Source organism: Massilia frigida (genome assembly GCF_011682175.1).
Classification (GTDB): Bacteria; Pseudomonadota; Gammaproteobacteria; order Burkholderiales; family Burkholderiaceae_D; genus Telluria_A; species Telluria_A frigida.
On record NZ_WHJG01000038.1, the window covers coordinates 1 to 25384 of the forward strand.

Below are 25384 nucleotides of genomic sequence, written 5' to 3' on the forward strand. Positions count from 1 at the left end.
TCATGGTGTGGGCGTTTTGATTAAGCGTTAGAAACTAAATCATGCCAGAAATGGGCGCCCACCCCCACCTTTTCGCTTGCGCTGCCAAGCAATTTTCATCCGTTCCGCTAGTTTTGCAAGAGGCTCGCTTGCCGTTTGAATTTGAACGGCAAGCAGGGAAGGCGATACCGACTTCGGGATATCGCGCCTTGAGGCACGCGGTCGGGATTGCGGCGCGGGGAGCGCTTACGTGCGGCGGCATGGACTGACACCGGCGTCGCTCTATTCCTGGCGACGCAAGTTGACCGTGGCCGCCGCAGTCGATGTCACGACTGGGCCAACGGCCATCTGATCAAACTTTTAGCGGCTAACATTCCCGGACGCGTCACACACTGGCCGCACTCCATGCGTCGCGTCCGCCACAGTTGCATCCTTACGAAAGCCCTTTGACCAAAAGGACAACACCGTCGGAGCCGGATTTTCTATCGAGTGAGATTTCCTGGTATTCGGGAGACTGCGCCCACTCATGAAAAGAACCTTCATCAGGAAAAGACATCAGGATCACTTTTTCGCGGTCCCAGGGTCCTTCCACGACTTGCGGGCTTGCATCGGCCGCAAGCAGGCTTCCTTTGAAGCGCCCGAAGACGTCCATGAAGCGGGCTTGATATCGGTTGTAACTGTCCCGATTGGTAATCGAAATCTGTGCGATTGCATATACTGTCATGGTCATTCCTCTATGCACGCGCGGCTCGCGGCCGGGGGTGCCTGAAAAAACGGTTGAGATTGCGCGAGAAGAACTGACACGAAATATTTGTCCCGTGAGAAGGCGAAAAAAAGCCCCAACTCGTGGGGCGTTCTTTCAATTTTCTGGCGGAAGCGGTGAGATTCGAACTCACGAACGGCTCACACCGTCGCCAGTTTTCAAGACTGGTGCCTTCAACCGCTCGGCCACGCTTCCTGCAGAACCCGATTATACAGAAAACCCCCGGCTTAGGGCAATTTGCCCTAAGCCCATCCCGCCTCGACGGCCGCAAACCCGACCAGCGCCGGTTCCACCGCGGTAATCAGGTTCTCCGCCGTCAAGGTCGTGGCCAGCACGCCCTGCAACTTCATCATCGTGACAAAATCCGCCTGCGCACCCGCCTCCCCATCCGCATCGAACTGCACCAGCGTGTCGTTCCCGCTTTGCAGATAACGCAGCACGCCGCTGGCGAACGGGTCGCCCGGCGGCACCGCGCCGCTCAAGAGGGCCGACACGTCGATCCGGTCGCCGCCCGCGCCGACCTCGAAATCGCGCACGCTGAACATGCTCGTCCCCACGCTCCCGACCACGCCTAAGCGGTCGCTGCCGTCCCCGCCAATGGCTGTCACCAAGTTCGAATTCTGCGTCTGGCGCGTCAGGATGATGGCGTCGTCGCCCGCGCCGCCGTTGGCCACCACCCGCCCCTGCGCCAGGTAATCATTGGCGTTGATGTCAATCCGGTCGTTGCCGGCACCTCCGAAGGCGCCCACGTCGGCGTCGGTCTGCACCTTGATGGTGTCGTTGCCGCCGCCACCATTGATCAGGCCATCGATGGCGGCGGTGTTGATCAGGTCATCCCCCGCCCCGCCATCGAGCACATAGCTGCCATAGTAAGCGGACAGGCTGTCGTTACCGTTGCCGCCGTTGAGGGTATCGCCGCCCTCGCCGAACAACTGGTCGTCGCCATCGCCGCCATACAGCAGATCGCTGCCTTCCTGGCCCGACAGCAGGTCGTTGCCGCTGCCGCCAAACAGGGTGTCGCGTCCCTCTCCGCCCATCAGGTAGTCGCCGCCAGCGCCGCCGTCGAGCAGGTCGTTGCCGACAAAGCCGTCGAGGCTATCGATGCCGTCTTCACCGTACAGCACATCGTCGCCCAGGATTCCCAGCACGGTGTCGTCGCCGGCCCCGCCGCGGATGGTGTCGTTGAGCACGCCGGCCAGCACGAAGTCGTTGCCGCTGCCGCCTTGCAGATTCATGCCGTTGAGCGAGCCATCCTGGTTGTAGCCTTCGACGAAATTATTCGGCGCAACGTCCTGCGCGCGCACGCCGAGCAGGGTGGCCACGGTGCGGAACGTGGCGGCGCTGCCGGCGGCGCCATCGGCGTCGATCTGGACCAGCGTGTCGCTGCCTTGCTGTAGCAGGCGCGCGTAGCCGGCGGCGCCGAAAGGATTGCTGTTGTAAAAGGGCTGCATTGCGCCGATGCTGAGCTTATCGCCACCGGGACCCGCCACGAAATCGTCGATGACGATGGTTTCGCCGTGCACGCCCCCGGAAAACGTAAACGCATCGCTGCCGGCGCCGCCGCTGGCGTGCACCATGACCAGTGCCGTGGCCGCCTGAAAGCCCAGCGTGTCGTCGCCGTCGCCGCCGGACAGCAGCAACTCGCCCGGCGCGCCGCTGCCCGCCGCTATCTTGACCCACAGCGAATCGTGGCCGGCGCCGCCATCCAGGCTGTCGTTGCCGTTGCCGCCTTCGAGCGCGTCGTTACCAGCGCCGCCGTCGAGCCGGTCGGCCCCGGGGCCGGTGGCGCTCAGGCTGTCGTCACCCGGGCCGCCAAGGAGGATATTGCTGCCGAGATCATCGCGCAGGAAGTCGCGCTCTTCGCCGCCGCGCACCAGGTCATCGCCGGCGCCGCCGTTGATCTGGTCGGTACCGGCCCCGCCGTCGAGCAGGTCGTTGCCAGCGTCGCCGAACATGACATCGTCGCCAGCGCCGCCGAGCACGCTGTCGGCGCCATCGCCGCCGTTCAGGCGGTCGCCCGAGCCGTCCTCGTCGCCGCCGTCGATATAGTCGTTGCCGCCGCTGCCGAAGATCAGGTCGGCGCCGCCCAGGCCGAATATCTGGTCATCCAGCGCGCCACCGCGCAGGATGTCATTGTTGGCGGTGCCGGTCAGGGTCAGGCCGCTCACCAAAAAATTTGCCGGGCGCAACAGCTCGCCGTCGGCCTCGGACTGCATGAGAAAAGTGGACATGGCAATTCCTTTACAGAAGGTTGAATCGAGGCAGGACGAGCGTTCCGCAATCCGCGGATCACTATGATCCGCCGTTCCCTCTGCAGTGTCTAGATGCGACTTTGCCACGCCCTTGCGCATGGCAAGGTGCGTGGCAATCGTTCCTCACTTGCGTAGGTCAGCCGATGATGAACGCGTGCGCTGCCGCATCCGCCACGCCCACCAGTTGCACCGATGCGCCTGCGGCCACGTTGTCGCTGGTCATGCTGCTGGCGAGCACGTTTTGCAAGGTCATCAGCGTGCCCGCGGCCAGCGGACCGGCGCCGCCGTCGGCGTCGAAACTCACCAGCGTCGCGCTGCCGCTCTGCACGAACTTGAGCACACCGTCTGGCGCTGCCAGGGCGCTCAGGTCGATGCGGTCGCCCCCCGCGCCGGCTGCAAAATCCTTCACTGTCAGGCTGCCCAGGCGCCCTTCCCCGCGCAGCACGTAGGTGTCGATGCCGGCACCGCCGCTGGCCGTCAGCGCCGTGTTATCAAGCGTGCCGCGCGTGAAGACGATGGTGTCGGCTTCCTCGCCGCCCGACACGACCACGCGCCCCGCCAGCGCCTGCTGGGTCGCGGCAATCTCGATCAGGTCGGCGCCGCGTCCGCCGAACAGGCCGCTGTTGCCGCTGCCCACCACTTTCAGCAGGTCGTTGCCGTTGCCGCCGTTCAGCTGGACATTGCCGCTGCCGCCGTCCAGGGTGTCGTTGCCGGCGCCGCCGTCGAGCACGTCGTCGCCCTGGCCGGCGAACAGCGCATCGTTGCCGTTGCCGCCATTCACAGTGTCGTCGCCGGCGCCGCCGTGCAGGACGTCGTTGCCCTCGCCGCCGCTCAGCTCGTCGTTGCCGGCGCCGCCGTCGGCGCTGTCGTCGCCATCGCCGGCCTTGACGATGTCGGCGCCCTCGCCGCCACCGAGCGTGTCGTTACCGATGCCGCCGTCGAGCAGGTCGTTGCCCAGGCCGCCCTGCAACAGGTCGGCGCCCTGCCAGCCTTCCAGCACATCCGCACCGGCGCCGCCGTCGAGATTGTCGTCGCCATAGCCACCGTTCAGGGTGTCGGTGCCGGCGTCGCCGCGCAGCATGTCGTTCTCGCTCCCGCCGTCGAGCAGGTCGTCACCCTCGCCACCGTGCAGGGTGTCGTTGCGGACGTTACCCCGCAGTACGTCGTTGCCCTGGAAACCGTACAGCAAGTCAAGGCCTTCCCCGCCCTCGAGCACATCGTTGCTGCGCCCGCCCTTGAAAATCGCGTCTTCGCGCCAGGCGGACAGGTGGATGCCGTCCTCGGAGCCGTTCGGATTCATGCCGCCGGCAATGTGGTTGGCGGTCAGCTGCGAGGGCACCACGGCGTCGATGGTCAAAATGGTGCGAAAGCTCGCCGCGCTGCCGGCGGCGCCGTCCGCGTCGAACTGCAGCAAGGTGCTGTTGCCGTTCTGCTGCAGGCGCAGGTAGCCGAGCGCGCCGAAGGGGTTGCTGACATAATTGGCCGCGACCTGCGGAATCAGGGCGTCCAGGTCGATCACCTCGTTGCGGTAGTTCAGATCGAAGTCGGTGATGTACACCTGCCCGCCGCGCGCACCGGGCGCAAACGCGTAGACATCGGCGCCGGAGCCGCCGCTCACCACCACGTCCTGGAAGGACAGCGAAGGGCCGAAGGTGAGCACGTCGTTGCCGCCGTCGCCAACCATGTGCACCGAGCCTTTGGCGCCGCCCGCAAAATCGGCGAACATATGGTCCGCGTCCCAGCCGCCGCTGAGCGTATCGCCGGCGCCGCCGGTGATGGTGTCGTTGCCGTCGCCGCCGTCGACCTTGTCGCTGCCGCTGCCGGTGCTCACGATCAGGTCGTGGCCGTAGCCGCCAGTCAGCACGTTGTTGCCTTCGACATCGGTGAGAATGTCGTCGTCGACGTCGCCGTTGAGGTAGTCGTCGCCCGCGCCGCCGCTCAGGACATCCTTGCCGAACCCGCCCACCATGCTGTCGTTGCCCTCGTCGCCGGCCAGCGTGTCGTCGCCGTTGCCGCCGAAGATGCTATCCTTGCCGGCGCCGCCTTGCAGCAGGTCGCCATCGTCGCCGCCTTCGATCAGGTCGTCGCCGCCGGCGCCGAGCAGGGTGTCGCTGCCGCCCAGGCCGTTGAGGTATTCGGCGCGTTCGTCACCGCTGAGGCTGTCGGCGCCGGCCGTGCCGGTCAGCACCCGGCCGAAAAAGCCGGCCATGGGGTCGTAGCCCTGTTTGAAATTGGCGCTGGTGAGGCTGGTGGCGCTCACGTTGCTCAGAGTCATGATGTCGGTCATGGCGTTTTTGGCCCCGGCTGCGCCGTCACGGTCGTAGCGCAGTACCGTGTCGGCGCCGCGCTGTTCCAGGCGCAGGTAGCCGTCGGCGCCGAACGGATTGCCGGTATAGTTCGACGACAGGGACAGAAACAGGTCGATGACATCGTTTTCCGCGCCCACCGAAAAATCGGTCACGGTCAGGTTCGCGATGGTGCCCGGAGTGCCGTACGTCCACAGGGTGAAGGTGTCGCGCCCGCTGCCACCGGTTGCGCTCACCGTCACCGCCGCTGTCCCCTCCGAGATCTCGATGCGGTCGTCGCCAGCGCCGCCGAACAGTTTCACTGTGCCGGTCTTGGTGGGCTGGTAACCGTAGCCCGCCCTCAAGTGGTCGTTGCCATCGCCGCCTTCGAGCAGGCTGTCGCCGCCGTAGTCCGCCTCCAGCAAGTCCTTGCCTGCGCCACCGAACAGCGTATCCGAGCCGGCGCCGCCCTGCAGGTGGTCGTCGCCCTCGCCACCTTCAATCCGGTCGTCGCCCTCTGCGCCGTACAGCACATCGGCACCGTCGCCGCCGAGTACGGTGTCGTTCCCCGCCCCACCCCAGATCGCGTCGGCGCCGCCGTTGCCTTCGTAGCGGTCGTTCAGGTGGGAGCCGGTGATATCCTCGTTACGGGCGCCGCCGATGAGGGTCTCGCCGTCGTCGATGCCAGCCGGGATGACCAGGCTGGTGGAGATGTTCGGCGCCACCGACGCGCCGGCCACGCCGTCGAGCCGCAGCACGGTCTTGAAGACGGACGCCGTGCCCTTGGCGCCGTCGGCGTCGAATTGCAGCAAGGTATCGGCGCCGTCCTGCACCAGTTTCAGATAGCCACGCTGGCTTGAAAACGGGTCGCCCAGCGACAGGTCGATGCCGGCCAGCAGCTTGCTAACGTCAATTTGGTCGCCCTCGGGGCCGCTGGCGAAATCGGTGACAACGTAGCCGGCAGGGCCGCTCTCGCGTTCCAGCAGGTACACGTCGCGCCCGCCGCCGCCGGTCACGCGCGCCGTGCCCTTGTTCAGGAAAGAAACGCTGAACAGGTCGTTTCCGGCGCCGCCGTCGGCCAGAGTGGTGGCCGCAGCTTCGGCGGCCCGGGTGCGGATCGTGATGCGGTCGTTGCCGGCGCCGCCGAGATAGGTGTCCTGGCCGTCGCCCAGCAACACGTCGTTGTCGTCGCCGCCGTCGAGCAGGCCAGCGCCGCCCCGTTCGGAGTACAGGAAATCGACCCCGGCGCCACCCAGCAGCATATCCTTGCCCTCGAAATCGTTGAGCGTGTCGTGGCCGGCGCCGCCCTGCAAGGTGTCGTTGCCCAGTTCCCCTTTGAGATCGTCGTTGCCGCCACCGCCATCCTGGAAATCATTGCCGAAGTTGCCGTTCAGGGAGTCGTTGCCCCGGCCGCCGAGGAGGGTGTCGTTGCCGTCGAAGCCGAACAGGTCGTCGTGCCCGGCGCGGGTGTCGTCGTCCGGCTCGTTACTGGTAATGTAGTCGTCGCCGGCATAGCCCCACATCCTGTCCGAGCCACCGTTGCCCGAAATGGTGTCGTTCAACTCCGAGCCATAAAGAATGTCATCGCCGCTCCAACCCTGCAGATTGCGGCCGGCGTCGGCCAGGGTGGCGCTGGGGCTGGCCTGGAGAGCATCGTTGCTGGCAAAGTCGGTATTGTGCTCAGTGAAGGCGTTGGAAATGGTCATGTGGGTCCGGGGAAAGATGGGTGGCTGATGGCGTTCAACCGCAATCATGCCCGTGCCCGATAGGAATGTATAGAAGTCAAGGTTAAATAAAATGTAACAATCTGTTCATCCGGCGCGCCGCCGCGCACCAGGAGCCGGTGAAGAACAAGGTGCGTGGCAAGCGTTCCTGGTTTGCCGCGCTTAGCCGATGATGAACGCGGCCGCAGAGGCATCCGCCACGCCCACCAGTTGCACCGGCGCGCCGGCAACGTCGACCACGTTGTCGCTGGTCAGGCTGCTGGCGAGCACGTTTTGCAAGGTCATCAGCGTGACTGCGGCCAGCGGGCCGGCGGCGCCGTCGGCATCGAAACTCACCAGCGTCGCGCTGCCGCTCTGCACGAACTTCAGCACACCGTCTGGCGCTGCCAGGCCGCGCAGGTCGATGCGGTCGCCCCCGGCACCGGCCGCGAAATCCTTCACCGCCAGGCTGCCCAGGCGCCCTTCGCCGCGCAGCACGTAAGTGTCGATGCCGGCGCCGCCGCTGGCCGTCAGCGCCGTGTTATCCAGCGCGCCGCGCGTGAAGACGATGGTGTCGGCGTCCTCGCCGCCCGCCACCACCACGCGCCCCGCCAGCGCCTGTTGCGTGGCGGCGATCTCGATCAGGTCGGCCCCGCGTCCGCCGAACAGGCCGCTGTTGCCGCTGCCGCTGACCTTGAGCACATCGTTGCCGTTGCCACCGTTGAGCTGCACGCTGCCGCTGCCGCCGTCGAGGGTGTCGTTGCCGGCGCTACCGTCGAGCAGGTCGTCGCCCTGGCCAGCGAACAGCGCATCGTCGCCATTGCCGCCGTTCAGGATGTCGTCGCCGGCGCCGCCGCGCAGGACATCCTTGCCCTCGCCACCGCTCAGCTCGTCGTTGCCGGCGCCGCCGTCGAGGCTATCGTCGCCATCGCCGGCCTTGAGGATGTCGATGCCGTCCCCGCCATCGAGCGTGTCGTTGCCGATACCGCCGTCGAGCACATCGTCGCCCTGCCCGCCCTGCAGCAGGTCGAGGCCACTGGCGCCATCGAGCACGTCGTTGCCCGCGCCGCCGTCGAGCTTGTCGTCGCCCTGGCCACCGTTCAGGGTGTCGGCGCCGGTGTCGCCGAGCAGCATGTCGTTGTCGTCCTCGCCGTCGAGCAGGTCGTCGCCCTCGCCACCATGCAGGGCGTCATTGTGATAGCCGCCACGCAGCACGTCGTTCCCCTGGAAACCGTACAGCACGTCATTGCCCTGTTGACCGTCGAGCACATCGTTGCTGCGCCCGCCGTTGAGAATCTCGTCGTAGTGCCAGCCGGACAGGTGCATGCCATCCACGGAGCCGTTCGGATTCATGCCGCCGGCAATGTGGTTGGCGGTCAGCTGGGCGGGCGTGACGGCGTCGAGGGTGAGGATGGTGCGAAAGCTCGCCGCGCTGCCGGCGGCGCCATCTTCGTCGAACTGGAGCAGCGTGCTGTTGCCGTGCTGCTGCACGCGCAGGTAGCCGAGCGCGCCGAACGGATTGCCGACGTAGTTGGCCACGACCTGCGGAATCAGGGCGTCGAGGTCGAGCACGTCGTTGCGGTAGCCGAGATGGAAATCGGTGATATAAACCTGCCCGGCGTGGGCACCGGGTGCGAACCGGTAGGTGTCAAGGCTCTCGCCGCCGCTGACGAGGACGTCCTGGAATGCCAGCGAGGGACCGAAGGTGAGCACGTCGTCGCCCCAGCCGCCCAGCATGCGCACCGAACCTTTGGCGCCGCCCGTGAAATCGGCGAACAGCCGGTCGTCGCCGCCACCGCCGTCGAGCGTATCGCCAACGCCGCCGGTGACGGTGTCTTCGTACTCTCCGCCGTCGACCTTGTCGCTGCCGCTGCCGGTGCTGACGATGGTATCGCGGCCGTAGCCGCCCGTCAGCACGTTGCTGCCTTCGACATCGGTGAGGATGTCGTCGCCATCGTCGCCGCTGACGATGTCGTCGCCCGCGCCGCCCGTCACCACGTCATTGCCGTGCCCGCCCACCACGCTGTCGCTGCCCTCTTCGCCGGCCAGCGTGTCGTCGCCGTTGCCGCCGAAGATGCTGTCGTTGCCGCTGCCGCCTTGCAGCAGGTCGCCATCGTCGCCGCCTTCGACCAGGTCGTCGCCGGCGCCGCCGAGCAGGGTGTCGCTGCCGCCCAGGCCGATGAAGTGTTCGGCGCGTGCGTCGCCGCTGATGCTATCGGCCCCGGCCGTGCCGGTCAGCACCCGGCCGAAGAAGGCGGCCGCGGGGTCGTAGCCCTGCACGAAATTGGCTTTGGTCAGGCTGGTGGCGCTCACGTTGCGCAAGGTCATGATGTCAATCAGGGTGTAGTCCGTGCCGGCCGCGCCGTCGTTGTCGGCGCGCAGTACCGTGTCGGCGCCGCGCTGCTCCAGGCGCAGGTAGCCATCGGCGCCGAAGGGGTTGCCGGTGTAACTCCACGTGAACGACAGGTTCAGATTGAGCAGGTCCGCTTCCGCACCGACCGAAAAATCGGTCAGCGTGATGTGCGGCGTGCTCTCCGCGAACCCGTACGTCAACAGGCGAAACGTGTCACGCCCGCTGCCGCCGCTGGCGATCAGCGTCACCGCCGGTGAACCTGAGGATATGTCAATCTGGTCGTCGCCGGCGCCGCCGGACAGTTGCGTGGTGCCGAAGTGGGTGGCCTGGTAGCCGCCCGCGTTCAGGGTATCGTTGCCATCACCGCCATCGAGCAGGTTGTCGCCGGCGTACTCCACCGTCAGCTGGTCATTGCCGGCGCCGCCGGATACGATGTTCGAGCCCACGCCGCCGCCCAGGTAGTCGTTGCCGTCGCCGCCCTCGATCAGGTCGTCGCCATTGCCGCCCAACAACACATCGGCGCCGGCGCCGCCGAGCAGGGTGTCGTTGCCGGCCCCGGACTGAATGGTATCGTTGCCGCCGTTGCCTTCGTAGCGGTCGTTCAGGTAGGAGCCGGAAATGTCGTCGTTGCGCTCGCCGCCGACGATGGTCTCGCCATTGTCGATGCCGTCCGGACTGACCTGGCTGGTCGCGATGTTCGCCGCCACCGACGCCGCGCTCACGCCTTCGAGCCGCAGCACGGTCTTGAAAGCGGCCGCGCTGCCCTTGGCGCCGTCGGCGTCGAATTGCAGCACGCTGTCGGCGCCGTCCTGCACCAGCTTCAGATAACCGCGTTCGTTTGAAAACGGGTCGCCCAGGGACAGGTCGATGCCGGCCAGCAGACGGCTGGCATCGATCCGGTCGCCTTGCGGGCCGCCGGCGAAATCGGTGACAACGTAGCCGGCGGGGCCGCTCTCGCGTTCCAGCAGGTAGACGTCGCGCCCGCCGCCGCCGGTCACGCGCGCCGAGCCCTGGTTCAGGAACGCCACGCTGAACAGGTCGTTGCCGGCGCCGCCGTCGGCCAGGGTGGTGGCGGCCGCTTCGGCGGCCCGGGTGCGGATCGTGATGCGGTCGGCGCCAGCGCCGCCGAGATAGGTGTCCTGGCCGTCACCGAACAGGAAGTCGTTATCGATGCCGCCGTCGAGCAGGCTGGCGCCGCCCCGTTCGGAGTACAGCAAGTCGACCCCGGCGCCGCCCAGCAGCATGTCCTTGCCCTCGAAATCGTTGAGCGTGTCGTGGCCCGCGCCGCCCTGCAGGGTGTCGTTGCCCAGTTCGCCCTTGAGCTCGTCGTTGCCGCCACCGCCATCCTGGAAGTCATTACCGAAGTTGCCGTTCAGGGCGTCGTTGCCCCGGCCGCCGAGGAGGGTATCGTTGCCGTCGAAGCCGAACAGGACGTCGGACCCGGCGGGCGTGTCGTCGTCCGGGTCGTTGCTGATAATGTAGTCGTCGCCGCCGTAGCCCCACAGCTTGTCCGAGCCGCCATTGCCCGAAATCGTGTCGTTGAACTCCAAGCCATACAGCGCGTCGGTGCCGCGCCAACCCTGCAGATTGAGGCCGGCGCCGGCCACGGAGTTGCCGGGACTGGCCTGGAGGGCATCGTTGCTGATCAGGTCGGCATGGTGCTCAGTACGGGCGTTGGAAGTGATCATGGGGCTCCGGGGAATGATGGTGATTGATGGCGTTCAACGTCCATCATGCCCCCGCCCGATTGGAATGTACAGGAGTTAAAATTAAGGAATATGTAACATTTTATGACAAAGGCGGCAGTGGTCCGCTGAAGCGCTCAGGTACCCGGCGCTTGCCAGGCCGACCAGTTGCACCCAGCGCCATCGCCGCGGCGGCCAGGGCCGGCGTCGCAGTCAAGGTCAGCGTTACCGGCCGTGGATGCGGTAGCCGAGCGCGCTGCCGGTCAGGCTGTCCGCGTCCCCAGTGCCGGTGCCGGTGCCGGTGCCGGTGCCGGCCAGGGTCAGGCCGGAAGGCGGGGTGGCGGGATCGAACGCGCCAGCCGGGGACCGACGCCCCTGGCGCAAGGCTGGCGACGACGGGCCAAGCGATGCGGCACGCGGGTGCTTAGGCGACGTGCACGTAGTCGGGCGCCACGCCCACCAGTTCCACCGGCGCCATGGCAGCGCGGGCCGGTGCCTCGGCGTAGATCAGATTGTCTGCCATCAGCTTGGCGGCCACCACGTTCTGCAGGGTCATCAGGGTGTAGGCGGTGTCTGGACCGGCAGTGCCATCGGCGTCAAACTGCAGCACGGTGGAGGTGCCGCTTTGAACGTAGCGCAGCACGCCCGTGGCGAGCGGGTTGCCAGGACCGCCTGAGTTGGGCATCAGGCTGACATCGATGCGGTCGCCACCGGCGCCTGCGCTGAAGTCCTTGACCGTGATGTTGTTGCCCAGGCCAAGACCGCTCACTTGGTAGGTATCGACACCATCGCCGCCGCTGGCGCTCACGATGGCGCCTCGGCCAGGCTCCCTGAGATTGAAGATGTCATCGCCCGCCCCGCCCGACGCCACCACACGGCCGTATGCAAGCTGCATGTCGAGCACGTCATTTCCGCTACCGCCGAACAGGCCGCTCTCGCCAACAACAGCAATTTTCAGGTAGTCATTGCCGCTGCCACCATTGAGGAGGCCGTTACTGAGCCCGCCATCAAGCGTGTCGTCGCCGGCACCGCCATCGAGCACGCAGTCGCCCATGTACATAAGCAGATTATCGTTGCCATTGCCGCCCATGAGCGTGTCGGCCCCAACATAGCTGCGGATGACGTCGTTACCATAACCGCCGCTCAGCTGGTCATCGCCGGCAAAGTCCTCGATGGTGTCGTTCCCGCTGCCGCCATTGATGAGGTCGTTGCCCTCCGCACCAAACAGCTTGTCGTCGCCGCCCCCGCCCTCGATGCGATCGTCGCCCGCTCCACCGGCCAGATAGTCCCGGCCCTCGCCGCCGTACAGTTGGTCGTGGCCACCGCCCCCCTCGATGACATCGTCGCCCAACTCGCCATGGAGCATGTCATTGCCCTCGCCGCCCTCGATAGAATCGTTGCCCAACTCGCCATGGAACACGTCGTTGCCCTCCCTGCCGGCAATGAAGTCGTTACCGCTGCCCCCCATGAGCGTGTCTCCATGCCGGCCGCCGTGGAGGTAATCATCGCCTGCGGTACCCAGGACAAAACGGCCGCCCCCGGTCCCGTCGGGATTGATTCCAGCCACAAAATTGGCAGCATCGAGACTGGTGGCGACAATGCCGCGCAGGGTTGCCAAGGTATGGAAGGCGAAGGCCGTGCCTTTGGCGCCATCGTCATCCATCTGCAGCAACGTATCGTTTCCGCTCTGGACCAGCCGCAGGTAGCCGCTGGCGCCAAACGGGTTGGTCGATGCGGATGCCGTGATGGAGCTGAACTCAAGTTGATCGCCACCGATGCCGGTCTGAAAATCGTTGATGACGACGCTTTCGGCGTGTTGGCTAGACGAAAAGTAAAAAATGTCGCTGCCGCTGCCGCCCGACACGTCCACACCTTTAGTCGCCGTGCCCGGATTGACAACGATCTTATCGTCACCGCCACCGCCGGAGACACTGACCAAGCCACCTGTCGCGGAACTCCAGGAGCCGATCGTGAGTTCGTCGTTACCGGCACCGCCATCGAGCGTATCGTTGCCCAAGCTGTCGGAAAGCGTGTCGTTGCCATCGCCACCGTCGAGCAGATCGTCACCTTCGCCGCCCATGAGTACATCGTTGCCTGCGCTACCCGACAAGGTATCGTTGCCGTCGCCGCCGTACAGGGAGTCGTTGCCGCCGCCGCCGTCCAGGTCATCATTTCCCTTCCCGCCGTACAGCCGGTCCGCGCCGCCCAATCCGTCGATGCGGTCGTCCAGCACATCGCCGCTCAGCGTATCGTCGCCCTCGGTGCCGGTCAGCGCCAGTCCGGCATGCGGGATGGCGGGGTCGATGGTGCCGGCCAGGGCGGCGTTGACGCCCGCGTCCTGACGGACGGCGGTGACGGATCGCTGGGCCGGCGCGAACGTGGGACGGGCCAGCGGCGTGGAATGGGACATGGTCATCCTTGGGTGATAGTAAGAGGAATCGCCAGCGAGATGTTATTGGCAACAATAACAACTTGATATCATGCCTGCGCGGGATAACCATGTCTAGCGAGAAATTTACATAGACCTCAGAAAAAATCAGCTGGGATCGACCCAGCCGGCACGCAGCTGGCGTTCGAATTCGCCCGCCGGCAGCGGACGCGAGAACAGGTAGCCCTGCACTTCGTCGCAGCCGGCGTCGCGCAAAAATTCCAGCTGCTGCAAGGTTTCCACCCCTTCGGCTATCACCTTGTGGCGCAGCTGGCGCCCGATGCTGATGATGGTGCTGGCAATGGCGCAGTCGTTGCCGTCGAACGGCAGGCCGGTGGTGAACGAGCGGTCGATCTTCAGGGTGTCGATCGGGAAGCGTTTCAGGTACGACAGGCTGGAATAGCCGGTGCCGAAGTCGTCCAGCGACAGGCTCACGCCGAGCGCCGTAATGCGGTCCATGATGACGATCACGCGCTCGATGTCGTGCATCAAGGTGCTTTCGGTAATTTCCAGTTCCAGCCAGGACGGGTCGAGCTGGTAGCGCGCCAGGATCTCGCTCACGCGCCCAGGCAAGGCGGCCGAAAATTCGCGCGCCGACACGTTCACGGCCAGGCGGAACGGCGGCAGGCCGGCCGCCTGCCACAGCGCCGCCTGGGCGCAGGCCGCTTCCAGCACCCACTCGCCCAAATGGACGATGAGGCCGGTCGCTTCGGCCAGCGGAATGAACTCGGCCGGCGGCACCAGGCCGCGGCGCGGATCGAGCCAGCGCACCAGCGCTTCGGCGCCGACCATCGCGCGCGTGCTGATCTCGAACTTGGGCTGGTAGTGCAGCAGCAGTTCGCCATTGGCCAGCGCCTGGCGCAGCCCGGATTCGAGACGCATGCGCTCCTGCATGCCCTGGTTCATGTCGTGGCTGTAGAAGGTCACGCTGTCGCCATCGCCGCCCTGCTTGGCGCGCGCCGTGGCGATGTCGGCCACGCGCAGCAAGGCTTCGGCATCCGTGCCGTCCTGCGGATAGACGCTGATGCCGACGCTGGCGCCCACGCGCAGGTCGTTGCCGTCGATGATGAACGGCTCGACCAGCGCCGCCTGCAATTTGTGCGCCACCGTGGTCGCCTCGAAATGCTCGCGGATGTCGAACAGGCCCACCGCGAATTCGTCGCCCGACAGGCGCGCCACCACGTCCTGCTCGCGCAGCACCTGGCGGAAGCGCTGCGCCACCTGTTTCAGCAGCTCGTCGCCGGTGGCGCGCCCAAGGGTGTCGTTGAACATCTTGAAGCGGTTCAGGTCGACGAACAGGATGCACGCCGTGGCGCCCTTGCGCTGGGCCGCCATCAGGGCCTGGTCGACCAGCTTGGCCATCAGGCTGCGGTTCGGCAGCCCGGTCAGCGCGTCATAGTAGGCCAGGTGGTGCAGGCGTTCTTCGGCGTACTTGCGTTCGGTGATGTCGGTCAGGTAGGCGATCAGGCCGACCGGGCGCTGCTCGCGGTCGCGCAGGGGCGAGAGCGACAGGCTGGCCCAGAACACCTCGCCCGACTTCTTGCGGCGCCGCACTTCCATCATGCGTCCGCCCTGCTCCACGAAGGCATCGTGAAAGCCCGTGTCTTCCTCAGCGTACAGGAACAGGATGTTGCGCCCCACCGCCTCCTGTGCTGTGTAGCCGAACAGGCGCTCGGCGCCCTTGTTCCAGCTGGTGATGTAGCCGGTCTGGTCCATCGTCAGCACCGACTCGTGGATCTGGTCGAGGATTTGCGCCTGGTGCGACAACTCCGCTTCGAGGTCGAGGTAAGCCTGGGTCGAGCGCAGCGCGAAGCCGTTGACCTGCAACAGGCTGGCGGCCAGCCCGGCCAGGCCGGCCAGCAGGCGCCGGTCGGCCTCGTCGTAGGCGGCGCGCCCGCTCACCACCAGGCGGCCGAACTGGTGGCCACCGCTGGCAACCTCGCAGGCAAGCTGGGGATCGGCGCCGTCGGCCGCCTGCCCGGGTGCGACAAAGCTGCCGTGCGGGCTGGACAGCAAGTCGCGCGCGATGCGCCCGAGCTCGGCGGCAAGCGGCTCGCCGCGCAGCTTGAGTACGGCGGCGCACAGCGCGGCACTACTGGTCAGGAAGTCGGTCGCGGCGCTGACATGCATCCTACAAATTCCTGCTGACCTGGATCGCCCAGTGAAACGCGTGCAGCTGGCTTTGCCACCATTGTTTGTTGTCGATCTCGAGCGCGGCCAGTTGCGCGGGCGCCGGCACGCGCTGTTCCACCATGCCCAGTTGTGCGCCGAGGCGTCCTTCGCGCAGCAGCAGCGCTTCGGCCGCGGCCGGCGCCAGGCCGAGCGCGCCGACGATATCTTCCATCGGCATGCCGAACAGCACGTCGAGCAGCGAAAACACGCCAGTCATGAAGGCAATATCCTGGTCGTCGCGCTCGCCGCCCTGCAGCTTGCACAGGGATTCGAGCTGGGCCGCGCGCAAGGCGGCCAGCGGCAGCAGCGGATTGGCCATGCCGTCGGGCTGCTGGCGCGCGTACAGCAGCAGTTGCAGCCAGCGCTGCAACTGGCGCCGGCCCAGCAGGTTGATGGCCTGGCCGAAGCTGGTGATCTGGGTACTGAGCGCAAACGCGGCCGAATTGACCAGCTTGAGCAAATGATAGGATAGTGCCGGATCTTGCTTGAGCAATTGTTCGAGTTCGCGCGATTCGGCGTCGCGCGCCAGCAGGCCGAGCAAGGCCAGCAAGCGCTTGCGCGAGGTACCGTCATGCGGCTTGACGTTGGGCGCAGGATGCAGGGGCCAGTCGCCGCTGAGCCATTCAAAACCGGCCTCGGCGCAGTCGGCAAAGTGCGCCGCGCTGTGCACGCCATACCCCAGGTGCGGGCCGAACAGGGACAAGACCTGGTATTTGCCGCCGCGTACCACCGGCAAGCCCGCGGTGCAATCGAGCGCGACCGCGCGCAAGGTGGCCGGCAGCTTGACGCCCTCGGCCGGGTGGCCGTCGACCAGCACGCGGTAGCCTTCCTCGTGCAGCGCCAGCAGTTGCTTGACCAGCGCTTCGTCGCCGAACACGCTGGCATCGATGGCCAAGATCACGCGCTGCGGCGGCATCAGCGCCAGCAGGGCCGGCGTCAGCACGGCGGGCGATGCGAGGTGCAGGATGCAGTCGAGCGGAGCGATGGCGGTGAGCAGGTCGGGCGCGCCGAACACCGCGTGCAGGGCGGCGGCCTGGTCCAGGCCGGGGCCGTAGCCGACCCGCACGGTCAGCGCCAGCCACTCGTTTTGCGCGTTGGCCGCCGCTTGCATTTCTACCAACGGGAACGGTGTTGTGTCGAAGGCAGCCATCGGCATCTTTGATTGAGGGGGTTCGGTAATCTTAGTGGAGATAATGATCGGAAGCAACCACTTCGTGCCTCACGTTCGTGCCCCACGTTCGTGCCCCACGTTCGTGCCCCACGTTCGTGGCGCCCGCGTTAGCAGTCCGGCATCATTACTTCCCATCGTTGCAAAAGGATACTAGTTTCCTTCAAAACGTGCGTGGCGCACGGCATATCTGATCAGTTCGGCCTGCCCTTCGATGCCCAGCTTGCGCTTGATGTTGAGGCGGTGCGTCTCCACCGTGCGTACCGACAGGTCGAGCGCGCGCGCGATCTGCTTGTTGGACTGGCCACCCGCCAGCTGCTGCAGCACTTCCTGTTCGCGCGCGGACAACTGGTTGTCTTGCACATTGGGGCGGGCCAGCTGGCGCGCCAGCGCGGCGCTGTAGTAAATACCGCCGGCCATCACGGTGTCGATGGCCAGCACGATATCCTTGCCGGGCGCATCCTTGAGCACATAGCCGCGCGCGCCGGCCTGCATGGCCTGGCTGACGTATTCGATCTTGTCGTGCATCGACAGGATCAGCACGGCGATGGCCGGGTAGCGCAGGCGGAACTGGGCGCTGGCGTCGATGCCGCTCAGGCCGCGCATATTGATGTCCATCAGCACCAGGTCGATGGCGTGTTCGCCAGCCTGGCGCAAGGCTTCCTCGCCGCCATCGGCTTCGGCCACCACGCGCAAATGCGGCACCGCTTCCAGGCGCGCGCGCAAGCCGTCGCGCACCAGCGGATGGTCGTCGACCAGCAGGATGTGAATGATATCGGTCATGAGCGCCTGGCGTTGGGTGGAAGCGGAACCGACGCTTGCACCGACGTGCCCGCCGCCGCCGAGGTGATGGCGAGCTTGCCGCCGATGGCGTCCATGCGCTCCATCATGTTGCGCAGGCCGATGCCGCGCTTGGGATGCAGCGCCACGCTGGCCGCGTCGAACCCCGCGCCGTCGTCGGCAATGGTGAGCGTGACGCAGCCAGCCTCACGCGCCAGGGTGATCTCGACCTGGCGCGCGCCGGCATGCCGTTCGATATTGGTCAGCGCTTCCTGGGCGATGCGGAACAGCACCGTGTTGGCCACGTCGGCCAGCCCATCGCTGGCGCCGCGCGCCAGGAAACGCACCGGCAGCGCGCTGTTCTGGGTCGCTTCATGCGCCAGGTGGTCGAGCGCGGCGGCCAGGCCCAGGTCGTCGAGTATGGCCGGGCGCAGATTGTGCGAAATGCGCCGCACTTCACCCAGCACATCGTTAAGCTGGCCGGCGGTATGCTCGAAACTGGCGCGCGCGGCCTGCTGCTGGGCCGCATCGCCGCCGAGACGGATCACGCCCGCTTCGATCTGCAGCTTGATCGAGACCAGCCACTGGCTGATGCCATCGTGCAAGTCGCGCGACAGGCGCGCCCGCTCCTGTTCCTGCGACTCGACCACGCGCTGGGCCAGCACCTTGAGCTTGGCGTCGGCCACGCGCAGCTCGCTGATATTCAAGGCCAGTCCGGAACTGGCCACCACCAGCGCGCTGACAATGGCCAGCACCGCGATCCACAGCAAGGTGCCCTGGATATTGCGCGACTGCTGGGCGTCGATCTTGGCCAGCGCGGCATCCACATCGTCCAGATAAATGCCGGTGCCCAGCATCCAGCCCCAGTTTTCCATCGGAATCACATAGCCGAGTTTCGGCGCCGGCTTGTTGATCGAGGGCTTGGCCCAGATGTAGCGCTGCAAGCCGCCGCCGGCCTTGGCGCGCGCGATCAGGCGCTGGATGGTCGGCTCGCCATTGACGTCGCGCATATCCCACAGGTTGCGTCCCACCAGTTCGGGCTGGCGCGGGTGCATCAGGCTGTTGCCCTGGTAATCGTAGACGAAGAAATAGCCATCGTCGCCATAGCTCAGGGTCGACAGGATGCGCTTGGCTTCGTCGAGGGTGGCCTGGTCGCGCTTGCCGGAATTGACCAGATGCGCCACCGAGCGCGTCGCCAGGTCCACATAGTGCTTGAGTTCGGCTTCCTTGCTGGCCAAGTAGGCTTGCTGGATGGTGGCGCGCTGCTGCTGGGCCAGCGTGATGGCCTGGTGGCGCACGAAGAGCGCGATGGTGCACAGCGCCAGGATCAGCGGCGTGATCGCGAGAAAGATGACCTTTTGCCTTAACTTCATGCAGCGCCCGGCCTGCCGATGACGGCTTTGTGAAATGAGCCACATTCTACGTCGCTTCCGACCCGTCTGCTTACGTAGTAATACGTATTGCTCTGCGTATTGCTGCGCTTGCCGGGGAGAACCGTCCATTCGATACTGAATCACACTGTACGGTATCAACACCGGCCATGACCGGTCAAACCGGCACGGACCATAAAAAAACACCTTGGAGGAGTCACCATGAAACGTCTGTCAAGCCAGCTCGGCTGGGCTGCGCTGTCGGTTTTCGGCGCGTGCGCGCTGGGCTATATCGCGCTCAAGCGCGGCGAAGCCATCAATGCGATCTGGATCGTCGCCGCGGCGCTCTGCGTGTACCTGATCGCCTACCGCTTCTATAGCCAGTTCATCGCCGACAAGGTGCTCGGACTCGATCCCAAGCGCCAGACCCCGGCCTACAAGTTCAACGATGGGCTCGACTACGTGCCCACCAATAAATACGTGCTGTTCGGCCACCATTTCGCCGCCATCGCCGGCGCCGGTCCCCTGGTCGGCCCGGTGCTGGCCGCACAGATGGGCTACCTGCCCGGCATGATGTGGATCCTGGCCGGCGTGGTGCTGGCCGGCGCGGTGCAGGATTTCATCATCCTGTTCATTTCCACGCGGCGCGATGGCCGTTCGCTCGGCGACCTGATCAAATCGGAACTGGGCGACATTCCCGGCGTCATCGCCCTGCTCGGCACCTTCATGATCATGGTCATCATTCTCGCCGTGCTGGCGCTGATCGTGGTCAAGGCCCTGAGCGGCTCGCCGTGGGGCAGTTTCACCGTCATGGCCACCATTCCCATCGCCCTGTTCATGGGCGTGTACTCGCGTTACGTGCGCGTGGGACGGATCGGCGAAGTGTCGCTGATCGGCTTCGTGCTGCTGATGCTGGCCATCATCGGCGGCCAGCTTGTGCAGGAACACGCCGTGCTCGGCCCCATGTTCACCTTCACCGGCACCGAACTGACCTGGATGCTGATCGGCTACGGCTTCGTCGCTTCCGTGATTCCCGTGTGGCTGCTGCTGGCGCCGCGCGACTACCTGTCGACCTTCCTGAAGATCGGCACCATCGTCGGCCTGGCGATCGGCATCCTGATCGTCGCCCCGGACCTGAAAATGCCGGCGGTGACCAAATTCATCGATGGCAGCGGCCCGGTCTGGTCGGGCAGCCTGTTCCCCTTCCTGTTCATTACCATTGCCTGCGGCGCGGTATCGGGTTTCCATGCGCTCATTTCTTCCGGCACCACGCCGAAGATGATTGAAAACGAGCAGCACGCGCGCTTCATCGGCTATGGCGCGATGCTGATGGAATCGTTCGTCGCCATCATGGCGCTGGTGGCCGCCTCGACCATCGAGCCGGGCATTTACTTTGCGATGAACAGCCCGGCCGCACTGCTCGGCACGACGGCCGAATCGGCGGCCGCGGCCGTGACGCAGATGGGCTTTGTCATCACGCCCGAGATGCTGACCCAGACCGCGAAGGATGTCGGCGAGCACAGCATCATTTCGCGCGCCGGCGGCGCCCCGACCCTGGCGGTAGGCATGGCCAACATCCTGTCGAACGTCATCGGCGGCAAGACCATGATGGCCTTCTGGTACCACTTCGCGATCCTGTTCGAAGCCCTGTTCATTCTCACGGCGGTGGACGCCGGCACCCGCGCCGGGCGCTTCATGCTGCAAGACTTGCTGGGCACCTTCGCGCCGTCGCTCAAGCGCACCGAATCGATCCCCGCCAACCTGATCGCCACCTCGCTGTGCGTGGCGGCCTGGGGCTACTTCCTGTACCAGGGCGTGGTCGATCCGCTGGGCGGCATCAACACCCTGTGGCCGCTGTTCGGCATCGCCAACCAGATGCTGGCCGGGATCGCCCTGATCCTCGCCACCTGCGTGCTGTTCAAGATGAAGCGCGCCAGGTTTGCGTGGGTCACCATGGTCCCGACCGCCTGGCTGCTGGCCTGCACCCTGACCGCCGGCTGGCAAAAGATTTTCCACGACAATGTGCGCATCGGTTTCGTGGCCCACGCCCAGAAATTCCAGGCGGCAATCGACCAGGGCACCGTGCTGGCACCGGCCAAGTCGATGGCCCAGATGCACCAGATCGTGTTCAACGATTACCTCGATGCCTCGCTGGCCGGCTTCTTCATGTTCGTGGTGTTGTCGGTACTGGTGTTCGGCGCGCGCACGGTGCTCAAGGCGCGCGCCGCTGCCGCGCCGAGCTCGCAGGAAACCGCCTTCGTCGCCAACGCGGCCACGCCCGCATGAGCATGTTCAGCACCCTGCTCGACGCCGGCAGCGGCCTGGCCCAGGCCGGCCGCTATCTCGGGCAAAGCATGCGCCTGATGGTCGGCCTGCCCGAGTACGACACCTATGTGGCGCATATGGAGGCGACCCATCCGGGCCAGCCGATGATGAGCTACGAGGCGTTCTTCCGCGAGCGCCAGGAAGCGCGTTATGGCGGCGCGGGCAAGCGCGGTGGGTGTTGCTGACAGGCCACACAGAGTCAATACAGGGACGCTTCGGCGTCCCTTTTCTTTGCGCGCCTCGACCCGGGCCTGGGTCCGCCGCCACGAATGACAGGGTCGGGCCGGGCAAGCGAATGAAACGCAACCTGACCAACAAGCATGTGTTAAGAGGGAAGGACGGAATCGGGCTCCAGAGGCGCCAGCCTGGACGAGTCTGATCGCGCAGCGCGAAGCGCCAGGATGTTGTCCTGCATGGCGCGCGAGCGGAGGCTCTCGATGCGCGAGGAAAGCGCAATTTTCGTGTCGGCTTTGGCGCGCGCCGCACTGGCCATGCGGGCAACCAGCGCCTGGAGGTCATTGACCGACAGAATTCGATGAAATTGCTGATCCTTGCTGATGAAGACGAGCGAATGACGCTTGCGGGCCAGCAGTTCGATGACGTTGCTCAGCGTTCCGGTGCTCATGCCATCCCACACCATGAGCCCCAGGTCGGCCGCGTTTGCCATCGCCACGTCTTTCGCTGTGAAATAGGCACGGGAGTGCTTCGCATGGTAGGTCGTGACCTGGCACACAGGCCAGCCGCCGACGTTATTGCGGGGCAGGTCACCGCTGCAGTAGATCGTCACCTTGCGGGCGCCCTGATCGAACAGGAACTGCTGGATGACGCGGTCCGCGCCGTCCGCATCGCCGACGATCACGTCGTCATTCATCGATAGAATATTCATGATGCGCACCTGCACGTCGTCGTGCAGATGCCTGATCTTGATCGAGCCCGCGAGAAATACCGTAGTCATCTTGGGCGCCTCCCAGTTAGTACCGCCACGTAAGCATGTCAATCTCCTGTCAGGCTAGGCGGGCACCGGTCGTCACACGCCGGACGCCAGCGGCACCAATGCGGCTCCCCCTGTCGCATTTTTTGACACCGTCCCGACACCTTTGTTCCTTGTCAAAGTCGTGCCAGATCAATCCCCGTATATTTTTCCTGCGGGACATATTTCCCGGATCTCACCACCTTCTGCCGAGTCGTCCCCATGCTGAACTTTGAACGCTCAAGCCTGAACAAAAAACTGACGATCATTTCGTTCCTGTCGACCGGCACCGCGCTGTTCTTTGTCTTCATCGCCTTCGCCGTCACCTCGGTCCTTGGCCACCGCAAGGACGAAGGCATGCAGCTCTCCTCGTTTGCCGGCGTGATCGGCACCAATAGCGTCGACGCCCTGATGTTCAACGACCGCGACCAGGCCACCGCCACCTTGTCCGCGCTCAAGGCCAAGGTCGAAATATCCAACGCGGTCTTGTTCGACCGCAAAGGTAAACTCTTTGCCCGCTACGTGCGCAGCGGCCAGGCCGAACCGGAACCGAGCGCCCCGGAAATGAACCTGGACGAAGACGTGCTGGCCGAGGCGAGCCGCCAGGGCAGCCGCTTCTGGTCCAGCCGCATGCGCCTGTACCGCCCTATCATCAACGGCAACTACCAGGTCGGCATCGTCATGATCGAAGCCGACCTGACCCTGATGTGGCTCGACATCCTCAAGAGCCTGGGCGTGATCGCCGCCGCCATGGGCGGCTCGCTGATGATGTCGCTGATGCTGGCCAGCCGCTTCAAGGCCAGCATCGCCGACCCGGTGGCCAAGCTGATCAATGCGGCGCAAAAGGTCTCGGCCAGCCAGAACTACAACCTGCGCATCCCGCACGAGCGCACCGACGAAATGGGTTTGCTGATCGACAGCTTCAACGCCATGCTGGCCCAGATCGAAGGACGCGGCGCCGCCCTCACCCACCACCGCGACGAACTCGAACGCCAGGTCAGCGTGCGCACCGAGCAGCTGGAAAAGGCCAAGAACGCGGCCGAAGCAGCCAGCCGCGCCAAGAGCGCCTTCCTGGCCACCATGAGCCACGAAATCCGCACTCCCATGAATGGCGTGCTCGGCATGACCGAAATGCTGCTGAGCACAGCGCTGAACGACACCCAGCGCAATTACACCAAACTGGTCAAGCGCTCCGGCGAACACTTACTGGTGATCATCAACGACATCCTCGACTTTTCCAAGATCGAGGCTGGCAAATTGTCGATCGAGTACATCAACTTCAACCTGTGGGATTTGCTCGACGACATCAACACCATCTACACCCCGCAAGCCCAGGCCAAGGGGATCGCGCTCGACTTTGCCATCGCCAACGATATCCCGATCGCCATCTGCGGCGATCCCAACCGCCTGCGCCAGATCATGGCTAACCTGATCGGCAATGCGCTCAAGTTCACCGACCGCGGCCAGATCCTGGCCAAGGTCGATGTCGAAACCGAAGACGGCGCCAGCGTCGGCCTGCGCTTCGAGGTGCACGACACCGGCATTGGCGTCTCGCGCGAAGCGCGCAGCCGGATCTTCGACGCCTTTTCCCAGGCCGACAGCTCGACCACGCGCAAGTACGGCGGCACCGGCCTGGGCCTGGCCATTTCGCGCCAGCTGGTCGAACTGATGGGCGGCAAGATCGGGGTCGACAACGCCCCCACCCAGGGCTCGGTCTTCTGGTTCACGGTCAGCTTCGACAAGCGCCGGGTCGACCCCAACATGCTCGACGCCAGCCTGCGCATGACCGAGGGCATGCGCGTGCTGATCGTCGACGAGCAGGCCGACAGCCGCGCCAGCCTCGAACACCAGCTGGCCGAATGGCAGGTCGCCAGCGACAGCGCGGTGTCGGCCCGCGATGCGGTCGACCGCCTGCTGGCCGCGTCCCACGGCGGGCGCCCCTACGAAGTGGCGATCATCGACATGGACCTGGAGCGCACCAGCGGGCTGTCGCTGGCGGCCGGCATCAAGGGCGACCCCGCCACCAGCGCCACCCGCATCATGCTCATCAGCGACAACCGGATGGCGGCCGACCCGGTGCAGCGGCGCGAAGCGGGCGTGGCCTACCAGCTGATCAAACCGGCGCGCGCGGCCGACCTGTTCGAATGCATCATGACGCGTCCGCGCGGCAAGCCGGTATCGGCCCTGGTGCCAGGGCCGGTGACGCACGCGCCGCTGGCGCCGGCCGGCCGCAAGCTGCGCCGCCAGCGCGTGCTGCTGGCCGAGGACAACCCGGTCAACGTCGAAGTGGCCACCGCCATGCTCGACTCGCTCGGCCTGGGCGTGTACTGCGCACGCAACGGCGCCGAAGCGCTGGCCGCCGCCCGCACCGACGGCTACGACGTGGTGCTGATGGATTGCCAGATGCCGGTGATGGATGGTTTTGCCGCCACCGCCGAAATCCGCCGCCACGAACGCGAATGCGGGCGCGCGCGCACCCTGCCCATCATCGCGATTACCGCCAACGCGCTGCAGGGCGACCAGGAAGCCTGCCTCGCGGCCGGGATGGACGACTACCTGAGCAAGCCATTCAGCCAGCAGGAGCTGGCCGCCGTGCTGGGACGCTGGATCGCGCTGCCGCTGGCCACCAGCGTGCACCACGGCGGCGCGGCGATGGCGCCGCCTGCGCCTGCGCCCGCGCCCGCGCCGCACGTGCCGGTGCCGCGCGAAGCCGGCCCGCACGACCCCGTGCTGCGCGAGGCCGAGCCAAGGATGGCGGCCGCGCGCGCGCCAGCCACGCCGGGCGCGGCGCAGCGCGACGTCATCAACCGCCACGCGCTGGAAAACATCCGGGCGCTGAGCAAGGAGCGCGGCGACGCGCTGGTGCAAAAAGTGATTGCGGCGTATGTCGACGACACCCCGCAGCACCTGCGCACGCTGCGCAAGGCCATTACCGGGCTCGATCCGGGCAACCTGCGCAAGGTTGCGCACAGCCTCAAGTCGAGCAGCGCCAACGTCGGCGCCGAAACGCTGGCGCAGATGTGCAAAGACATGGAAACACTGGGCCGCACCGACACCACCGAAGGCGCGTCCGGCATCCTTACCGACATGGAGCGGGAATTCCAGGCCGTGTGCCACTCGCTCAATGCCCTCCTAGAGAAGGAACATTAAA

At 65.8% G+C, this 25384-nt stretch carries 14 protein-coding genes and 1 tRNA gene; 3 read left to right on the plus strand and 12 right to left on the minus strand.

The genetic code is table 11. The features are described 5' to 3' along the window. Positions 1-412: 412 nt before the first annotated feature. The 11 genes from F2P44_RS26840 to F2P44_RS26890 form a co-directional block, all read right to left on the minus strand. On the minus strand, positions 413-703 hold the full coding sequence (locus tag F2P44_RS26840; RefSeq protein ID WP_167091329.1) for a DUF1330 domain-containing protein: 291 nt from the start codon (positions 701-703) through the stop codon (positions 413-415). Between the two features lie 144 nt (positions 704-847). Next, positions 848-937 (minus strand) — tRNA-Ser (locus F2P44_RS26845). A 47-nt stretch (positions 938-984) separates the two neighbouring features. After that, entirely contained in the window at positions 985-2973 is a 1989-nt protein-coding gene (locus F2P44_RS26850) for a calcium-binding protein (protein WP_167091332.1), read from the minus strand. A 157-nt stretch (positions 2974-3130) separates the two neighbouring features. Beyond that, entirely contained in the window at positions 3131-6985 is a 3855-nt protein-coding gene (locus F2P44_RS26855) for a calcium-binding protein (RefSeq protein ID WP_167091335.1), read from the minus strand. A 180-nt stretch (positions 6986-7165) separates the two neighbouring features. Beyond that, the gene (locus F2P44_RS26860; RefSeq protein ID WP_167091338.1) at positions 7166-11023 is read right to left on the minus strand and encodes a calcium-binding protein; all 3858 of its coding nucleotides are present in this window, start codon (positions 11021-11023) and stop codon (positions 7166-7168) included. A 222-nt stretch (positions 11024-11245) separates the two neighbouring features. Beyond that, entirely contained in the window at positions 11246-11404 is a 159-nt protein-coding gene (locus F2P44_RS26865) for a hypothetical protein (RefSeq protein ID WP_167091341.1), read from the minus strand. A gap of 40 nt (positions 11405-11444) precedes the next feature. Further along, the gene (locus tag F2P44_RS26870; RefSeq protein ID WP_308610398.1) at positions 11445-13430 is read right to left on the minus strand and encodes a type I secretion C-terminal target domain-containing protein; all 1986 of its coding nucleotides are present in this window, start codon (positions 13428-13430) and stop codon (positions 11445-11447) included. Between the two features lie 126 nt (positions 13431-13556). Then, complete coding sequence (locus tag F2P44_RS26875) at positions 13557-15578, minus strand: putative bifunctional diguanylate cyclase/phosphodiesterase (protein ID WP_167091347.1); 2022 nt, start codon at positions 15576-15578, stop codon at positions 13557-13559. Position 15579: 1 nt separating this feature from the next. Continuing rightward, the gene (locus F2P44_RS26880) at positions 15580-16770 is read right to left on the minus strand and encodes an HDOD domain-containing protein (protein WP_167091350.1); all 1191 of its coding nucleotides are present in this window, start codon (positions 16768-16770) and stop codon (positions 15580-15582) included. A 171-nt stretch (positions 16771-16941) separates the two neighbouring features. Then, positions 16942-17571, minus strand: coding sequence for a response regulator (locus F2P44_RS26885; RefSeq protein ID WP_167091353.1), 630 nt, complete (start codon positions 17569-17571; stop codon positions 16942-16944). Then, the gene (locus F2P44_RS26890) at positions 17568-18941 is read right to left on the minus strand and encodes a cache domain-containing protein (protein ID WP_167091357.1); all 1374 of its coding nucleotides are present in this window, start codon (positions 18939-18941) and stop codon (positions 17568-17570) included. The genes F2P44_RS26885 and F2P44_RS26890 overlap by 4 nt, the downstream gene beginning before the upstream one ends. A 219-nt stretch (positions 18942-19160) precedes the next feature. On the opposite strand from F2P44_RS26890, the gene F2P44_RS26895 reads away from it, so the two are divergent. Continuing rightward, positions 19161-21224 carry a carbon starvation CstA family protein gene (locus tag F2P44_RS26895; RefSeq protein ID WP_167091361.1) on the plus strand — a complete coding sequence of 688 codons (2064 nt, stop codon included), beginning with the start codon at positions 19161-19163 and terminating at the stop codon, positions 21222-21224. Continuing rightward, entirely contained in the window at positions 21221-21448 is a 228-nt protein-coding gene (locus F2P44_RS26900) for a YbdD/YjiX family protein (RefSeq protein ID WP_229423775.1), read from the plus strand. Before F2P44_RS26895 ends, F2P44_RS26900 begins: the two co-directional genes overlap by 4 nt. Positions 21449-21588: 140 nt before the next feature. On the opposite strand, the gene F2P44_RS26905 is transcribed toward F2P44_RS26900, so the two are convergent. After that, positions 21589-22218 carry a hypothetical protein gene (locus F2P44_RS26905; protein ID WP_223165112.1) on the minus strand — a complete coding sequence of 210 codons (630 nt, stop codon included), beginning with the start codon at positions 22216-22218 and terminating at the stop codon, positions 21589-21591. Between the two features lie 237 nt (positions 22219-22455). Between F2P44_RS26905 and F2P44_RS26910 the strand changes: the two genes are divergently transcribed. Beyond that, positions 22456-25383, plus strand: coding sequence for a hybrid sensor histidine kinase/response regulator (locus F2P44_RS26910; protein WP_167091364.1), 2928 nt, complete (start codon positions 22456-22458; stop codon positions 25381-25383). Position 25384: the final 1 nt, after the last annotated feature.